The 17,039-nt window shown below is 62.4% G+C and carries 11 protein-coding genes and 1 pseudogene; 5 read left to right on the top strand and 7 right to left on the bottom strand.

The window, feature by feature from the left end; translation table 11 throughout:
- Positions 1–47: 47 nt before the first annotated feature.
- From C3Y91_RS01730 to C3Y91_RS01760, 7 genes are all read right to left on the bottom strand, one after another.
- Complete coding sequence (locus tag C3Y91_RS01730; protein WP_024322321.1) at positions 48–1,286, bottom strand: pilus assembly protein; 1,239 nt, start codon at positions 1,284–1,286, stop codon at positions 48–50.
- Between the two features lie 117 nt (positions 1,287–1,403).
- Positions 1,404–2,282: a transglutaminase family protein gene (locus tag C3Y91_RS01735; RefSeq protein ID WP_024322322.1), complete on the bottom strand. Its 879-nt coding sequence runs from the start codon at positions 2,280–2,282 to the stop codon at positions 1,404–1,406.
- Between the two features lie 5 nt (positions 2,283–2,287).
- A complete protein-coding gene (locus tag C3Y91_RS01740) occupies positions 2,288–4,705 on the bottom strand; it encodes a circularly permuted type 2 ATP-grasp protein (RefSeq protein ID WP_168574911.1) in 2,418 nt (805 codons plus the stop codon).
- Positions 4,706–4,732: 27 nt separating this feature from the next.
- The gene (locus C3Y91_RS01745; RefSeq protein WP_024322323.1) at positions 4,733–8,059 is read right to left on the bottom strand and encodes a transglutaminase family protein; all 3,327 of its coding nucleotides are present in this window, start codon (positions 8,057–8,059) and stop codon (positions 4,733–4,735) included.
- Between the two features lie 107 nt (positions 8,060–8,166).
- Positions 8,167–9,549 (bottom strand): sensor histidine kinase, encoded by a 1,383-nt coding sequence (locus tag C3Y91_RS01750; RefSeq protein ID WP_024322324.1) that lies wholly within the window; start codon positions 9,547–9,549, stop codon positions 8,167–8,169.
- Positions 9,546–10,223, bottom strand: a complete 678-nt coding sequence (locus tag C3Y91_RS01755) for a response regulator (protein ID WP_017967883.1) — start codon at positions 10,221–10,223, stop codon at positions 9,546–9,548. Before C3Y91_RS01755 ends, C3Y91_RS01750 begins: the two co-directional genes overlap by 4 nt.
- Positions 10,224–10,317: 94 nt before the next feature.
- Positions 10,318–12,186, bottom strand: coding sequence for an adenylate/guanylate cyclase domain-containing protein (locus C3Y91_RS01760; protein WP_024322325.1), 1,869 nt, complete (start codon positions 12,184–12,186; stop codon positions 10,318–10,320).
- A gap of 435 nt (positions 12,187–12,621) precedes the next feature.
- Between C3Y91_RS01760 and C3Y91_RS01765 the strand changes: the two are divergent.
- From C3Y91_RS01765 to C3Y91_RS01785, 5 genes and pseudogenes are all read left to right on the top strand, one after another.
- A pseudogene (locus C3Y91_RS01765) lies at positions 12,622–13,442 on the top strand (ornithine carbamoyltransferase).
- A gap of 70 nt (positions 13,443–13,512) precedes the next feature.
- Entirely contained in the window at positions 13,513–14,025 is a 513-nt protein-coding gene (locus tag C3Y91_RS01770) for a GNAT family N-acetyltransferase (protein ID WP_024322327.1), read from the top strand.
- 89 nt (positions 14,026–14,114) lie between these two features.
- Positions 14,115–15,161 carry an ABC transporter substrate-binding protein gene (locus tag C3Y91_RS01775; RefSeq protein WP_018072797.1) on the top strand — a complete coding sequence of 349 codons (1,047 nt, stop codon included), beginning with the start codon at positions 14,115–14,117 and terminating at the stop codon, positions 15,159–15,161.
- 377 nt (positions 15,162–15,538) lie between these two features.
- The gene (locus C3Y91_RS01780; RefSeq protein ID WP_018483552.1) at positions 15,539–16,483 is read left to right on the top strand and encodes a Bug family tripartite tricarboxylate transporter substrate binding protein; all 945 of its coding nucleotides are present in this window, start codon (positions 15,539–15,541) and stop codon (positions 16,481–16,483) included.
- Complete coding sequence (locus C3Y91_RS01785; RefSeq protein WP_018072799.1) at positions 16,480–16,971, top strand: tripartite tricarboxylate transporter TctB family protein; 492 nt, start codon at positions 16,480–16,482, stop codon at positions 16,969–16,971. Before C3Y91_RS01780 ends, C3Y91_RS01785 begins: the two co-directional genes overlap by 4 nt.
- Positions 16,972–17,039 lie beyond the last annotated feature (68 nt).

Raw genomic sequence — 17,039 nt, forward strand, 5'->3', positions numbered from 1 at the left:
TTTGTTCCGGAGCGGCTTTTTGTTCGGCTTTTCGCCGGGACCGATCGTCAGTTCGTCAGACGCGTCAGCTGCGCGGAGGCCTTCGCTCCGATCGCCTTGAAGGCGGCAAGCAGATCTTCCATCTTTTCCGCCTGGAAATAATGGGCGTCATCGGAGGCGCAATAATGCAGCAGCGCCTGTCCGCCGGAGGGTGCCATGAAGGCGATCGTATAGATTTCGATGCCCTTGGACTTTGCTGTGTCGCATGTCGTCTTGGTCAGTGTGTCGTATGAACGGCCGTTGCTGCTATCATTGTTATTGTCGCCGTCGGTCATGAAGACGATATACTTTTTCGGCACTTGCCCGGTTTTCTGCTTGTGGGCGGCGTCTTCGGCGTCGTTCCCAGCGGCGTTCTTAGCGGTCAAAGACGAGTAGGCCGTGTTCATTGCGCCGCTGGAATTTGTGCCGCCATTTGCCTGAAGTGCGTTGACATAGCTTGAGACACCGACAGTCCCCCAGGCGAGACTGCTAGCTGGGTATTCAACGATATCGTAGGATACCGCGCCTGTGCGCACATATTCTGCGTTGGGATCCGCGCTATTGAGTTGACCAAAAAGATTGCCGGCAGCGAGCTTCAGCGCCTCTATCTTGGTGTAGTAATTTGTGCGGCTGCCGGTGCATTTGTCGTAAACCCACTTATTATTCTTGCTGTTGTAGTGGAGGTTGCAGTCATAGGTAAAGGATTCGGTCGGATCATCTGCGTTAACGGTTGCGGTAGGGTCTCCCATCGACCCTGATTTATCGAGCGCGAGATACATCGAGATGGAGCCCTGGGTTTGCGAATGGCCGCTAACCGTCGTGCCCGACGTCGAAAGATGTTGCGTGCTGAAGCCGACCGCCTGCATGAGCGGGTTAACCGCTAGGTCGTAACTCGGTGAAACAGTTACCTGGTAGGATGTCGACTTTCCCGATGTCGTTGCCCGGACATCGACGCCTGTCGTGCTTTTGATATCGACGCTGCTCTGCATGTAATTCGCCATTTGCCCGGCGACGAAATCCCGCGCGAAGGCCTCGGCCTGCGAGGTTTGGATCGTGCCGTTTGCCAGCGCGGTCGCGGTTGCCAGCGCGGCCGAATCGGCGGCTTCCTGCAACTGCTGCTTCGAGAGCAATATGTCGCCCACCTGGATCGCCATGCCGGCCGCCCCGAAAAGGACGGGCAGCAGGATCGCCGTCATGATTCCGAAATTACCGCCACGGTCGCCAAGCATGCGACGTAGGCAGGGAGTCTGTAGAAAGGAGGTGCTCATCATGTTCACCCGTATATGGAGGCCCTGTGGGGTGATATTAGGCACGCTCCTCCTTTCCGCTGTCCTTACGGCGTCAATACAATTTTAACGAATCGTCGGATTTTTCCAATTTTGGGATTATTTCAGCGGAATGACGTCGACCGCCTGGACGGCGCGGTGGCCGCCATAGCTCTTCAAGACGCCGATGACGGGGACGACATCGGAATAGTCCCGGCCGTACGCGACGACGATGTGGTCCATGCCGGCGGCAATGTTGTTGGTCGGGTCCAGTTCGATCCAGCCGATCGTCTCGCCGCACCAGATGCGCACCCAGGCATGCATGGCGTCCGCCCCTTCCAGCCGTTCCTTGCCGGATGGCGGGATGGTGCGCAGGAAACCGGAGACGTAGCCGGCCGGAATGCCGAGGCTTCTGAGAGCCTGGATCATCACATGGGTGAAATCCTGGCAGACGCCGCGCTTCAGCTTGAACGCCTCGAGCGGCGTGGTGTCCACCGTCGTCGCCTCCGGGTCGTAGGTGAAATCCTTGTTGATGCGGGCGCAGAGCGCATGAGCGATCTGCATGGCCGTCAGATCAGGCGTGGCGCAGCTTCGCGCATATTCGGCGATCTCGCGCGCTTCGGTGAGGCGCGGGCTGTCACCGAGGAAATGATGCGGCGAATCCGGCGCCAGCGACCACATGCCTGATATCTCCTCCGGCAGGTCGGCAAGCAGCGGCGAGAAATCGGCGGCGATCGGCTGGCTTTCCACCTGCACGCGGGCCTGCATGCGAATGTCAAGCGTCTCGTGCGGCGCGCGCAGCAGGAAGGAGGTGGTGGGGTGATGGAAGAAATCGACGAAATGCGACTGCTCGTCCGGCGAGGGCGAAATGGTAATCGAGCCGGCGATCAGCCGCTGCCGATTGGCCAGCGACAGGGGCATCAGGCGCATGATGTGGCGGGCGCCGGAGGCTGGCGCGTCGTAGCTGTAACCCATGTGCAGCGAGAGATCGTAGAGCATCGCCGTCACCCGAGATAAGTCTGGGCGAGCAGATCGGAAAGCTGCTCCAATTCGCGCTCGAGCCGTTGATAGACCTCGACCCCCATGCCCTCCGGCGTCATCACCGCCAGGCCGGAATGGAGCCGCATCGCCTCGCGGTAGAAGGGCGACATCTGGCCGTTGATCATGGCATTCGGCAGTTGTTCGACTTCGTGATGGATCTCGTTCACCTGGAAGAGGACCGAACGCGGGTTGAGCGGGTCGAGCGCCAAGAGGTCGGTGACGGTCAGCCGAGCGGTGTTGACGTTATAGCGGCGGCGATGGGTCATGACGCTGTCGCCGATCTCTAGCAGCATGTCGAGCGCGCCGTCAGGCGCTTCCGGGCCCGACATGTGGCCGAGCAGGCGCGTCATGTGGAGGCCGCGTTCGATATAACGGCCGAGCGAAAGGAACCGCCAGCCGGTGAAGCGGTACATGTTTTCATGCATGAGACCGGCGAAGCCTGCAAGCTTCCGCAAGAGGATTGTCATCGCGTGGCTGGCATCGTCGCCGGCAGCGACGGTGACGTGGAAGCGGTGGGCGGTCTTGGCGAGATCGTTGAGCGCCAGCCAGCCGTCCGGCGAGAAACGGTCGCGGATGTTGCTGGCCGAATAAACAGCGCTGTCGATGTTGCGCAGCAGCGTTTCCGGCACGGCGTCGGCGGTATCGATATCGACGGCCGTGAGATAGTCGGAGACGTCGGCGAGCAGCGGCTGGCTCGGATCGGCGGCTTCGGCGAAACGCGCATGCCAGGCGCGCAGGATGCGTAGCGCCCCTTCGGCGCGCTCGATGTAGCGGCCGAGCCAGAACAGGTTGTCGGCAGCCCGACTCGGCAGGCTGCCCGGCATGTTGCGGGTGAAGCTGCCTTCGGCGGGCAGCAGCGTGTGGCGCTCGACCGGTTTGTCGCTGACGATCCAGACATCGGCGGCCGCACCACCGGACTGCATGGCGATCGCCGCAACATCGGCGCCGGAGCCGATGCGGGCAAAACCGCCGGGCATGATCTGCCAGCCGTCTGCGGTGCGCGCGGCGAATACGCGCAGCGACATCGGGCGCGGCACGAGCTTGCCGTCCACCCAGGCGGGTGTGGTCGACAGCGTGACGACCTCCTGGCCGACGAGCTTCGGGCCGTCCGAACTCAGCCAGTCGGTTATCGAATCCTTGGCAGCCGCGCGCAGCGATGAGCCGAGCACGGATTCGCCGTTATCGTCGAAGAAGGGAGCACGGGAATAGGCCGGGCCGATGACCATCTTTTCGATGTTTTTTGCCACGTGCTCGCGCTCTTCCTCCTGACCGCACCACCAGGTAGCGATCGAGGGCAAATGCAGATCCTCGCCAAGCAGATGGTGACAGATGGTCGGCATGAAGGCGAGAAGCGCCCGGGTTTCAAGAATGCCGGTGCCGAGCGCATTGACGATGGTGAGGCTTTCGGCGCGCAGCGCTTCCACGAGGCCGGGCGTGCCGATATGCGAATTCTGGTTCAACTCCAGCGGGTCGGCAAAAGCTGAATCGAGACGGCGCCAGAGCACGCCGATCGGCTTCAAGCCGGCGACGGTGCGCACCATGACACGGCCCTTGACGACGGTCAGATCTTCGCCCTCGAGCAGCATGAAGCCGAGATAGCGGGCGATGTAGGCGTGTTCGTAGTAGGTCTCGTTGGCGGGGCCGGGTGTCAGCACGGCGATGCGGTCGTCGCCCGAATGTTTCATGCCCTGTAGCGCGTCGCGGAAGGCGCCGAAGAAGGAGGCGAGGCGATGGACCGGGGTTTCAGCATAGATATCCGAGAAGGCACGAGTCGTCGCGACGCGGCTTTCCAGCGCGAAACCAGCGCCTGAGGGAGCCTGCGTCCTGTCGGCGAGCACCCACCAGTTGCCGTCGGGCCCGCGGCCGATCTCGAAGGCGCAGAAATGCAGATAATGGCCGGATGCCGGCTTGATGCCGGCGAGCGGGCGCTGGAATTCGGGATTGGCGGCGATCAGTGCCGGTGGGAGGAAACCTTCCTCCACCAGCCGGTTGTCGCCGTAGATATCGGCGATGATCGCTTCCAGCAGGTCGGCGCGCTGGACGAGGCCCGCCGACAGCGTCTGCCATTCGCGCTCGTCGATCAGCACCGGGATATGCGAGATCGGCCAGGCTCGCTCGCCGGTGCCCTTGCTGCCATAGGCGCGATAGAAGACGCCGGCATCACGGAGGTAGCGGTCGGCGCGGGCGAAACGCTCGGCGAGATCCTTTTCCGGCATTGCGCTCAGATGCGAGAGGAAATTCTGCCAGACGGGGCGGACGACGCCGTCGTTGTCGACCATCTCATCGGCGGTATCGGGCAGCGGCGCATAGTCAAAGGCCGCATTCTTGGCGATGCGGTCCTCTGCCTCTTCCTTGCGCTCCACTGCCGGCTTCTTGCCCATCAAAACTTAAGCCTCAAACCCTCGGCCTCAAACCCCGGCGGGCCGCCTCAGATCCAGCGTCAGCGGAAATTCCGGCGAACCCGTCTCGACGCGCGGAATGTATCCGCCCGCCGTATGCCCCCACGGCTCGAACCGGGTGAGCCGTCTTGCTTCCGCCTCGTTACCGTTGACCGGGAAGGTGTCATAGGTCCGGCCACCCGGATGGGCAACATGATAGATGCAGCCGCCGATCGAACGTTTCGACCATGTATCATAAATGTCAAAAGTCAAAGGTGTGTTGATCGGCAGGACGGGATGCAGGCCCGAGGCCGGCTGCCACGCCTTGTAACGGACACCGGCGACCGACACGCCCGACGTACCTGTCGGCGTCAGCGGCAGGGTGCGGCCATTGCAGGTGACGGTATAACGCGAGGCATTGTCGGTTTCGAGCCGCACCTGCAGGCGTTCGACGGAGCTGTCGACGTAACGGGCGGTGCCGCCCGGCGCGCCTTCCTCGCCCATGACATGCCAGGGCTCCAGCGCCTGGCGCAGTTCCAGCTTCGAGCCCTCGTATTCGACCTCGCCGCAGAAGGGGAAGCGGAATTCGAGCTGGGCCTTGAACCATTCCGGGCTGACGTCGAAGCCGTTTTCGCGAAGATCGGCAAGCACGTCGAGGAAGTCGGCCCAGACGAAATGTGGCAGCATGAAACGGTCGTGCAGGGTCGTGCCCCAGCGGACGAACTTGCCGTCGACGGGATTGACCCAGAAGCGGGCGATCAGCGCGCGCACCAGCAATTGCTGGGCAAGCGACATGCGCGCGTTCGGCGGCATCTCGAAACCGCGGAACTCGATGAGGCCGAGCCGTCCTGTCGGGCCGTCGGGCGAGAACAGCTTGTCGATGCAGATCTCGGCGCGGTGGGTGTTGCCGGTGACGTCGGTCAGAAGATTGCGGAACAGGCGGTCGACGAGCCAGGGCAGCGGCTGCTGGCCACGGCCGGGGGCTCCGATCTGCGCCATGGCGATCTCCAGCTCGTAGAGGCTGTCGTGACGAGCCTCGTCGATACGCGGCGCCTGGCTGGTCGGGCCGATGAACATGCCGGAGAAGAGGTAGGAGAGCGAGGGGTGACGCTGCCAGTGGAGGACGACGCTCTTTAAGAGATCGGGACGGCGCAGGAAGGGGCTGTTGTTCGGATTGGCGCTGCCGACGACGACATGGTTGCCGCCGCCAGTACCGGTATGGCGACCATCGATCATGAACTTGTCGGCGCCGAGCCGGGTGGCGCGCGCCTCCTCGTAGATCGCCGTGGTGATGTCGACGCAGTCCTTCCAGTTGGAGGCCGGATGGATATTGACCTCGATGACACCGGGATCCGGGGCGACGCGGATGACGTTGATGCGCTCGTCCTGCGGTGGCGGGTAACCTTCGATATGGACGGGAAGCTTGAGCTCGGCGGCGGCGTTTTCGGCGGCGGCTATCAGCTCGAGATAATCCTCGATGCGCTCGACCGGCGGCATGAAGATGCAGAGCCTGCCGTCGCGCGGCTCGACCGACATGGCGGTGCGCACAGCGCCGCGGAGTTCGCCGAGCGTCTGTTCGACCCGGCCGCGATTGCTCTCGTCGGCATGGAAGGAGGCTTCCGGCATTGCCCGGCCAGCCGGTACGAAGACATCAGGTAGCGGTTCGCGTGGGATCGTCGGATCGGCCGGGTGAATATAGGGGTAACGCGCCGGGGGAACATAGGGCAGTGTGCCGAGCGGCAGACGGTAACCGATCGGACTGTCGCCCGGGACGAGGAAGATTTTGCCGCGTCGGGTGCGCCATTTCTCGCTGACCCAGACTCGGCTTTGCGCTGCTTTGGCATTCCATGCCTGAACCGGAAGGATGTAACCGGTCGGGGTCGTGAGGCCGCGGGCGAAGACGCGGGCGATGCGGTTGCGTTCCTCGGGATCCTTCAGCTTCGAATTCGCCGGGTCGACGTTTTCGGGAAGGCTGCCTTCCTTGATGATCCAGTCAGCAGGATCCTCATAGGCCGGCTGCACCATATCGGGCTTGATCGCCAGCTCCTTTGCGATTGCCGTCAGGAGCTTTTCGGCATCCTCGGCTTTGACGCCGGTATCCTTGCCTTCGGCGGCGACCAGATCGAGGTTCTGCCAGACCGGCTTGCCGTCGCGGCGCCAGTAAAGCGAGAAGGTCCAGCGCGGCAGGCTTTCGCCCGGATACCATTTGCCCTGGCCATAATGCAGGAAACCGCCGGGGGCGAAGCGTTCGTGCAGCTTGCGGATCAGGATGTCGGCCTTTTCGCGCTTGGTCGGGCCGACGGCGGCGGTGTTCCACTCCTCGGACTGGAAATCGTCGATCGAAACGAAGGTCGGTTCGCCGCCCATCGTCAGATGCACGTCCTCGGCCTCGAGGACACGATCGACCTTCTCGCCGAGTTCGTTGAGCTCCTCCCAGCTTTCATCGGAAAAGGGCTTGGTGATGCGCGGGTGTTCGGCGACGCGCGAGACCTTCATGTCGAAGGCGAATTCGGTTTCGGCCTCGCCGAAATAACCGCCGGAAATCGGTGCGGCGTTGCGGTAATGCGGCGTTGCGGCAAGCGGGATATGGCTTTCGCCGGTCAGCAGGCCGGACGTCGGATCGAGGCCAACCCAGCCGGCGCCGGGCAGATAGACCTCTGCCCAGGCATGCAGGTCGGTGAAATCGACTTCGGTGCCGGAGGGGCCGTCGAGCGCCTTCAGGTCCGGCGTCAGCTGGATGAGGTAACCGGAGACGAAGCGGGCGGCAAGGCCGAGATGGCGAAGGATCTGGACGAGCAGCCAGCTGGTGTCGCGGCAAGAGCCCTTGGCAGTTTCCAGCGTTTCTTCCGGCGTCTGCACGCCGGTTTCCATGCGGATGACATAGCCGATCTGCCGCTGCAGACGGGCATTCAGGCCGACGATCATATCGACCGTCGGCTGGTCGGGCGACCAGTCGAGCGTCGGCAGCAGCGCCTTCAGGCGCGGACCGGCCGGCTCCGGCGTCATGTAGATCGACAGATCCTCCTGGATCGTTTCAGGGTATCCGAAGGGCCATTTGGTCGCCTCTTCCTCGACGAAGAAGTCGAAGGGATTGTAGACCGTCATGTCGGCAACGAGATCGACCTCGATCTTGAACTCCGTCACCGGGTCCGGGAAGACGTAGCGGGCAAGGTAGTTGCCGTAAGGATCCTGCTGCAGGTTGACGAAATGGTTGGAGGGCGTGACCTTCAGCGAGTGGCTGAGCACCCTTGTCTTCGAATGCGAGGCAGGTTTCAGTCTGATGATCTGTGGGCCGAGACGGACCGGCTTGTCATAGGTGTAGTGCGTCAGATGATAGATACTGGCTTTGATCGACATATTTCTTTTTATCCGGCGCGCATCGTCGTGCGGCTTGCTGTTCCCAAAAAGCACTGTGTGCAATGCAGCGAAAGAAAGCAAGGTGGAAGGTCAAGGGGCCGACGGCTTTACGCCGCCTTGGTAAATGTGACGGCAGCCTTCAGGCCCCTGCCGTCCTTGCCCGGCTCCAGCGTCAGGGCGGCGTTGAAAAGATTGGCGATTTCATCGACGATCGGCAGGCCGAGGCCGGCACCCGGTGCACCTGTCTCATTGCCGCGCGAAAAACGCCCACGCACCGCCGCCAGCTTCTCGCGCGGAATGCCGGGGCCATTGTCCTCGACTTCGAGGCGGATCGTCTCTGACGCGGCGATGATGCGGACGGTGACCTCAGCTCCCTTGCCGGCATAAGCGATGGCATTGCCGGCAAGGTTGCGCAGCATTTCGCCGATCAGCAGCGGCTCGGCGCGGACCATTGCCGGGCTTTCGCCCTCAAAGCCGAGATCAATGCCGGCGACGGCGGCCGTCGGGATCTGCTCGCCGGTGATTTCTTGAGCGATGGCGGCAAGATCGATGGCGGAGGCAGTCAGCGCCTCCTTGGCGGTGGCGGCGTCGATCTTCGCCATCAGGAGAAGCTGGGCAAGGATGCGCTCGGCATGCGCCACGGCCTGATCGCCCTTCAGCGCTGCTGCCTGCGCCTCATTAAGCGAGCCGGCGCGGGCGGAAAGGGCAAGCTGGGTGCGGATGATCGCCAGCGGCGTGCGCAGTTGGTGGCTGGCATTGCCGGTGAAATGGCGCAGCGCATCGAGCGCCGACTGCAGGCGGACCATAAAGGAATTCACCGTTTCGACCAGCGGCTCAACCTCGCTCGGTACGGTCTGCTTAATCGGATGCAGGTCATCGGGGCTGCGTTCGCCGATGGCGTCGCCGAGCTTGTAGAGCGGGCGGAGCGCCACCGTGACCGAGATCCAGACGATGACGGCCGCGCCCGCGATCATGAAGGCGAGGCGGAGTGCGGAGCGGACGAGAATCGCCTGCGCCAACTGCCGGCGGGCGATAGTGGTTTCGGCGACCGTCACGACAAAGGGCACGGACCGGATGCCCGTCGAGGCCGAGCGTTCGAGCGTGGCGATGCGGATCGGCTCGTCGCGGAAGGTATCGTCGGCGAAGGCGGCCGCATCGCCCGGCGTCTTCTTCAGGACCGGCAAGGACTGGTAGCCGGTGATGAATTTGCCCGGCGGGCCGTCGACGCGGTAGAAGACGCGATCCTGCGCGGCCGAGGTCAGCATCTCAAGTGCGACATAGGGGATATCGACCTGCAGCGTGCCGTCCTCGGCGACGACGACGCGTTCGGCAATCGCCAGCGCGGAGCCGGCGAGGACGCGGTCGGAGACGATGTTCGATGTCTGGACCGCCTCGCGATAGGTATCGGCGAGTGCCAGCGTGCCGATGACGGCTGTGGAGACGAGCAGCCAGAAAAGCAGCCGGCGTCTGAGGGAATAGGCGGCTTTCATGAGGCCTCGGGCAGCTTGTCGAGATAATAGCCGATGCCGCGGGCAGTCTTCACGGTCAGGCCGTGCGGCGAGAGGCGCTTTCGCAGGCGGCTGACATATTGCTCGATGGCGTTTGCGGAAATGTCGTCGTCGAAGGCCGTCAGCGATTGAATGATCGCCTCCTTGGCGACGACCTTGCCGGCCCGCATGAAGAGAATTTCGAGCAGGCCGAGTTCGCGGGCGGGAATATCGAGGGGCGTGGCGCCCGATGAAAAGGTGCGGGAATTGAGATCGAAGGAGATGCCGCCGAAGCTGACCGTCGCCGAACGCAGGCCGGCCTGGCGGCGCAGCAGCACGCGCACACGGGCTTCGAATTCGGCGATATCAAAGGGCTTGATCAGATAATCGTCGGCGCCGAGATCGAGCCCCTTCACCCGCTCTTCCGGCGTGCCGCGCGCGGTCAGGATGAGGACGGCCGCCTGGTTCTGCCGGGCGCGCATGGCGCGCAGCACGTCGAGTCCGTCCATCTCGGGCAGGTTGAGGTCGAGGATCACCAGATCGAAATTTTCCGCGGCGATGACCGCATTGGCAGACGCCCCGTCATGGACGACATCGACGGCATGGCCCGTGCCGCGCAAGATCGCCGACAGGCCGTCGGCCAGCGCGATATTGTCTTCGGTGAGCAGGATGCGCACGGATGTTTCCCCTGTTTTCATAGGAGATTACAGAGGTGCTGAAGCGATGTCACAGCGATTTTGAAGATTGGGTGAACGCCGGGAAAGACCGGCGTTAGCTTCCGGTCCTTTCGATCCGTTCGCGCTGCATCATTGCGGCGGTGAGCAGCTTCCGGAAGCGGGGATCGTCGCGGATGTTGTCGAGATCGGAATCATTGTCGAACCATTTGATATGGTAGACGGAGCTGTTCGGTAGCAGCTTCTCCAGCAGATCGATCGCCTGGTCGACGTCGCCGAGAACGGAATAGACGCAGGCGAGATTATACTGCGCGACGATGTCGTCGGGATCGATGGCGATCGCACGAGCCGCCCAGTCGCGTGCCCTTGTCGCATCGCCCATGTGGGCAAGCGCCAGCGCGCCGCGATGGGCGGGGCCGGAATTTTCCGGATTGAGGTTGAGGGCGCGTTCGGCGCGCAGCAGGCCGAGGCGCGCCCAGTTTTCCGTATCCAGCACCCGGCCGAGCGAGCGGTAGGCGGACATCAGGTGAATCGGTGAGACATAGTCGTCCGGACGGATTGCGGCGGCGCGGGTGAAATATTGCACCGATTCGGCAAAGTTGCCGTGCATGAAGAAGAACCGGGCATAATGGAAATTCGCCTCGAAGAGGTTCGGGTCGAGCGCCAGGGCACGTTCGAAGGCCGCCGCCGCCCTATCGTCATAGCCGCTCTGATGCAAAGCGAGACCATGGGAGGCGTGGGCTTCGGGAAGGTCGGGATCAAGCGCCAGGGCACGGGCGCTCATGTCGAGGATGCGCCTCAGCGGCACGTCGTCAGGTGCCCAATCGCGGATCGCCGCGTCGCAATCGGCGATGCCGGCATAGGCGCGGGCATAATCCGGATCGAGCTCGACCGCCTTGCAGAACATGCGCCTTGCGAGCTGGAGATAGGATTTGGTCCAGGTGTGGGAGAGCTGGCGGCCCCTGAGATAATAGGTATAGGCCTCGACATTGGCGGTCGGCTCAGTTGCGATCGCCTTTTTCTCTTCCGGCAACAGACGCACCTTCAACTGGCCGACGATCGCATGGGTGATCTCGTCCTGGATAGCGAAGATGTCGGTCATGTCGCGGTCGTAACGCTCGGCCCAGAGATGGTCGCCATTGGCGGTATCGATCAACTGACCGGAAATGCGCACGCGATTGCCGACGATGCGCACACTTCCCTCAAGCACGTAGCGCACGCCAAGCTCCTGGGCCAGCCGCTTCACCTTCACCGATATGCCCTTATAGGTGAAGATGGTATTGCGCGGCACGACGTGCAGGCTGGAGATCTTGGAGAGGTCGGTGATGATGTCTTCGGTGATGCCGTCGGAGAAATAATCCTGGTCGGCATCGCCGCTCATATTGGTGAAGGGCAGCACCGCGATGAAGCAGGTATTGCGGTTCTGCGCGACCAATCTGGCGGAGGAAGGCGGCGCCAAGCTGACGGTATAGACCTGAACGGGTTGTCTGATGTTTTTCAGCATATGTTCGCCGATGAATTCGAAGCCGAGATTGAGGCGCGAGCCGACCTGGTCACGCACCGAGGCCGACACGGCGATGCCGCCCGGCGCTGCGATACGCTCAAGCCTGGCGGCGAGATTGACCCCATCTCCGAATATGTCGCCGTTCTCGACCACGACGTCGCCGAGATTAATGCCGATGCGGAATTCGACGCGCTCGTCCTTGGGCACGTTCTCGTTACGGGCCGCCATGCTGCGCTGGATCTCGGCGGCGCAGGCGACCGCATTCACCACGCTCTGGAATTCGGCAAGGATGCCGTCGCCGGTGAGTTTGACGATCCGGCCCTTGTAGTCTGAAATACGAATGTCGACCAGCTCGCAGCGATGGCGGTTCAGCGCCTGCAACGTGCCGGATTCATCGATGCCCATCAGCCGGCTGTAGCCGACGACGTCTGCAGCAAGAATAGCGCTCAGTCGTCGTTCCATGACCCCTCCCATGGATCTTCCCAGTTTAGTCTAGCTTTTTATAGAGTTTTTGTCGCGTAGAGTCGTCCCCCGAATAATAAATTCGGGCGGTCTCGACGTTTTTAACGCGGCAGCGCGACCATATAACGTCGTCGATCTTCATCAATACTCTAAATGGGTGAAGGATGGCGGTCGTCCCTAATCCTTTGTGATGAAAATGGGATTCTAACCGGAGAAGGCGGCAGTGTTCAGCTTTGGCCGATGCTTCTGGAATCGGCATCATGAAACCGATCGCCGATGGATTTAGGGCTTGAGCCGGACCTAATGGCATAACTTAGAAGACGAATCGCGAGGGAAACAACACGGACGAAATGGTGATTTGCGCTTGCTTCAACCGTTGCCGTGAGACCGGCGCAGGTTATTGTGGCGACGTTTCATGCGCAAGAGAGGTTTTGGATGACAGCTTCGGCCCGAAATTTTCTGGAGTTTCATAATATTCCGGAGGCCGGGCTTCGATCGATTGTCGCTCGCGCCGGCGAGCTCGCCGGCGCCTGGGATGAGCGTGCGATGCCGCAGAGCCTTGCGGGAAAACGCGTCGCGCTGATTGTCGACGACGGCGGCTGGCGCAATACGACCGCCTTCGATCTCGGCATCCAGGCGATGGGCGGCATCTGCGTGCATGTACCAATCAGCTTTAATACCAGGGAGGAAACCAGCGATCTTGCGGGTTATCTTGGCAACTGGTTCGACATGCTGGTGATCCGCACGAAGGAGCTTGCGACACTGAAGGCGGTCGCTGCTGTCTCGCCGGTGCCTGTCATCAACGCGCGGACGCGTTCCAACCACCCTTGCGAGACGCTCGGCGACCTTGCCTATATCAAGAGCCGGCGTGGCGGCGGACGCGAATATCTTCCGCTCCTGGGTCGAAGCGTCGATTGCGCTGCCGATCGAGGTGGTGCAGGTCTATCCCGAACGCTGGCATGTCCGAGACAGCGCGCTGCTCGATGGGCGCTTCCGCGCGAGCACCGACATGGGCGAACTATTGGATGCCGACGTCATCGTCACCGATTCATGGCCGGGCGACGCCGCGGCCGATGCACTTGCCGGCCACCGGGTCGGGACCGATGTGCTCGATCGGTTGCGGGAGGACGCGATCTTCCTGCCATGCCCGCCGGTTAAGCGCGGCCAGGAGGTGACGGCCGAGTTGCCGAAGCCGTGCCGCCAAGGCCTTTCTGCTGCATGCTCAAAATGCACTGATGGAGTGGGTCGCCTCCTAGTTCCGGCCTTCGATCTCCACCGCGCAACACGTTCATGATAGAAGAGGCGAGGGATCGGGAGGTTTGGCAGATGGGAGAGTTGACGATCGAGCTCGCGAAAGGTCCGGTAGAGATCGCCGCAGTGCGGGATCTCTGCCGATCATTCCGGCAATGGCTCTATGACAATTATCCCCAGCATCGGCCGGTGATCGATCTCTATTACAATCCGCAAAAATTCGAGGCGCTGCTCATCGACCTGCCGCAGATTCACGCAAGGCCGAAGGGCGCGATCTTCCTGGCGCGGCTCGACGGAGAGCCTGTCGGCTGCGTCATGCATCACGAGCAGGCGCCTGACATTGCTGAGATGAAAAGGCTTTTCGTCTCGGCCGTCGCTCGCGGTCATGGTGTTGCCGTTGCGCTCTGCGAGGCATCGATCGCCCAGGCGAGAGCTGACGACTATCACTCGATGCGGCTTGACACCGGCATTTTTCAGACGGCAGCGCAGGGACTCTATCGGCGCCTCGGCTTCCGGGAGCGGAATGCCTACTATCAGGTCCCGCCGGAGCTCGAACAGATCCTGCTCTTCTTCGAGCGGGAACTGTGATCCCGTCACGCACCGCGTGCCGCCTCGGTCGCGGCCTTGCTCCTCCCGGCGTGCTCAGGCATTGTTGCAGGATGAGGAGAGCTTTCATCTTGCTGCTGGCGTTCTGGCCGGGTTTTGCGTTGGCGGATCAGGCCTTCTATCCGGCAAAATCGGGCAACGCCGATGCGCCGGTGCTGACGGTTTATTCCTCGCTCGACGAACCGTTGGCGCGGCCGATGATCCGGGGTTTCCAGGAGGCCAATCCCGACGTCGCGGTCAAATATGAGGACATGCTGACCGGCGACATCTACGACCGGATCGTCCGGGAAACGGATGCCGGCAAGAAGACGGCGGACTTCGCCTTTTCCTCGGCGATGGACCTGCAGGTGAAGCTTTCCAACGACGGATATGCGCAGGTCAGCAACCTGCCGATGAGTGCGCCATGGCCGAAATGGGCGAACTGGCGTAACACCGCCTATGCGCTCACCTTCGAGCCGGCGGTGTTCGTCTATCACAAGCCGAGCTTCGCGCATGAGCCGGTGCCGAGCTCGCGGGCTGAATTCGTCGATTATCTGAAGCGCAAGGGCAACGACGTCCATGGGCGGATCGGTACCTACGATATCGAGCGCTCCGGCGTCGGCTTCCTTTTCATGGCGCGCGACCAGGAGCAGTTCGGCGACATCTGGTCGGTGATCGGGGCGATGGGGGCTGCCGGCGTCAAGCTTTATTCGACGAGTTCGGCGATTCTCGAACGCGTTGCCGACGGGCGCTTCGTGCTCGGCTACAATATTCTCGGCTCCTATGCGGCCGACTGGGCCTCGCGTTATCCCGATGTCGGCATCGTGCTGCCGAAGGATTATACGGTGGTGATGTCGCGGATCGGACTGGTGCCGCAGGCGGCCGCCGAGCCGGAGCTAGGGCGGCGTTACCTCACCTTCTTCATGTCGCGAGAAGGGCAGACGATCATGGCGCGCGAACTGCAGATTCCGGCCGTCAGCCCCGAAGTCGCGGGGGAGAATACCGCCAATACGCTGCAGGAACTGCTCGGCGCCCAACTGCGGCCGGTGCCGGTCAGCCCCGGGTTGATGGTCTATCTTGACCAGGTGAAGCGGGCGCGGCTGATCGCGCACTGGAACGAGGTTCTGCGGACGCAGTGAAGGCGCTTTCGGTGGGCTTCGCTCTCCTTAGAGAGCTTTGGGTCGCTGCGCCCGGAGTCTCGCCAGACAAAGCCCTGCAGCCGTACTTCGGCGGCGGGTAATGCACCTGCCATCGGCAGCGAAGAACCGGGATTTAGATTGGCGCCTGCCAATTACGGCAAAAAAGTGTCGTCTCCTTCTGGATATCTCGCCGATGTCAGCTAAATGACAGGTTGTTGTGGTCGCTTTGGCTACTTCTTCTCCGTGGAGGCGGAGAGTTGAAGCCTTGGGAGGTATTCCGCTCGTCATTCAGGACACGTGTGTCCGCTGGCCGGCCATTCCTCCCGATTCCCAGAGAACAACAGGTGGTTCGCTCAGCCGCCGACGGAGGACACATCGTGAAGCATACGTTCATCGCAACCCTTTTCGCAGCGACTATCGCGCTGCCGGCCTATGCGGCCGACTACACCATCATCGCGCCGGCCGCGCCCGGCGGCGGCTGGGACCAGACGGCCCGTTCGCTGCAGACCGCGCTGCAGCAGGAGAAGATCTCCGGCAACGTGCAGGTCCAGAATGTTCCCGGCGCGGGCGGCACCATCGGCCTTGCGCAGTTCAGCAGCCAGGCTGCCGGCAACCCGAATTCGCTGATCGTCGGCGGCTATGTCATGGTCGGCGCGATCCTCACCAACAAGTCGCCGGTGACACTGAAGGACGTCACGCCGATCGCCCGTCTGACCGGCGAGTATGAGGCCGTCGTCGTTCCCGCCGCGTCCGAGATCAAGACGATGGCCGATCTGGTCGCTGCGCTGAAGAAGGATCCGGGTGCGGTTTCCTGGGGCGGCGGCTCTGCCGGCGGCACCGACCACATCGCCGTCGGCCTGATCGCCAAGGCTTCGGGCGTAGATCCGACCAAGATCAACTATGTCGCCTTCTCCGGCGGCGGTGAAGCGCTCGCCGCCATTCTCGGCGGCCAGGTCACGGCCGGCGTCTCGAGCTATAGTGAGTTCGAATCGCAGGTGAAATCCGGCACGCTCCGTCTTCTCGCCGTATCCAGCGACAAGCGTATCGACGGCGTCGATGCCCCGACGCTGAAGGAAGCCGGCACCGACGTCACCATCCAGAACTGGCGCATGGTTGCCGCTGCTCCCGGCCTGTCGGCAGAGCAGGTGGCAAGCGTCACCGCCGATTTCGAGAAGCTGCACAGCTCCGCCACCTGGCAGGAAACTCTGAAGACCAAGGGCTGGGCCGACACCTATCTGTCCGGCGACGCCTTCAAGGCGCAGCTCGAGAAGGATGTCTCCGCCACTGAAGGCATTCTCAAAGATATCGGACTTGTTCAATGAGCGAGGATAACACCTCCTCGGCAACCGAGCGCCGCCCTGATTGGGCGGCGTTCATCATTGCCGTTTTCCTCTTCGTCGTCGCCGGCGTGATGGCCTGGGATGCCTTGCATCTGAAAACGATTGCGCAGTACGACCGCATCGGTCCTGCGACAGTGCCTCAAGTGGTGGCGTTCGGCCTCTTCTGTCTCGGGATCTGGACCGCCTTCGAAGCCTGGCGCGGCGATTTTCCCGAACGTGACCGGCAGGAAGTCGCACCCGTCATCTGGATCGTTGCCGGTCTTGCCGGCCAGATGCTGCTTTTGCGCGTCGCCGGCTTCTCGATCGCGACCGGCATCCTCTTCGCGCTGACGGCACGCGGCTTCGGCAAGCGTAAGCTCTGGATCTCGCTGCCGCTTGGCATCGTCCTCAGCTTCGTCGTCTGGGCGATCTTCTCGCAGCTGCTGCAACTGACGCTGCCGGCCGGCCCGCTCGAACATCTGTTCTTCTGACCGCGCGGACGCGCTGTCAGCTCTTTTGATTTTGCGCGGCGCCTGACCCCGAAATCGGATGGTCGGGA

Source organism: Rhizobium ruizarguesonis (assembly GCF_012349115.1).
Lineage (GTDB): Bacteria > Pseudomonadota > Alphaproteobacteria > Rhizobiales > Rhizobiaceae > Rhizobium > Rhizobium ruizarguesonis.

Bases quoted from the DNA above. Each gene is read 5' to 3' on its own strand.
- C3Y91_RS01760 (WP_024322325.1), bottom strand. From the start codon at position 12,186: ATGGAACGACGACTGAGCGCTATTCTTGCTGCAGACGTCGTCGGCTAC.
- C3Y91_RS01750 (WP_024322324.1), bottom strand. From the start codon at position 9,549: ATGAAAGCCGCCTATTCCCTCAGACGCCGGCTGCTTTTCTGGCTGCTC.
- C3Y91_RS01730 (WP_024322321.1), bottom strand. From the start codon at position 1,286: ATGAGCACCTCCTTTCTACAGACTCCCTGCCTACGTCGCATGCTTGGC.
- C3Y91_RS01735 (WP_024322322.1), bottom strand. From the start codon at position 2,282: ATGCTCTACGATCTCTCGCTGCACATGGGTTACAGCTACGACGCGCCA.
- C3Y91_RS01740 (WP_168574911.1), bottom strand. From the start codon at position 4,705: ATGGGCAAGAAGCCGGCAGTGGAGCGCAAGGAAGAGGCAGAGGACCGC.
- C3Y91_RS01785 (WP_018072799.1), top strand. From the start codon at position 16,480: ATGAGCGAGGATAACACCTCCTCGGCAACCGAGCGCCGCCCTGATTGG.
- C3Y91_RS01745 (WP_024322323.1), bottom strand. From the start codon at position 8,059: ATGTCGATCAAAGCCAGTATCTATCATCTGACGCACTACACCTATGAC.
- C3Y91_RS01770 (WP_024322327.1), top strand. From the start codon at position 13,513: ATGGGAGAGTTGACGATCGAGCTCGCGAAAGGTCCGGTAGAGATCGCC.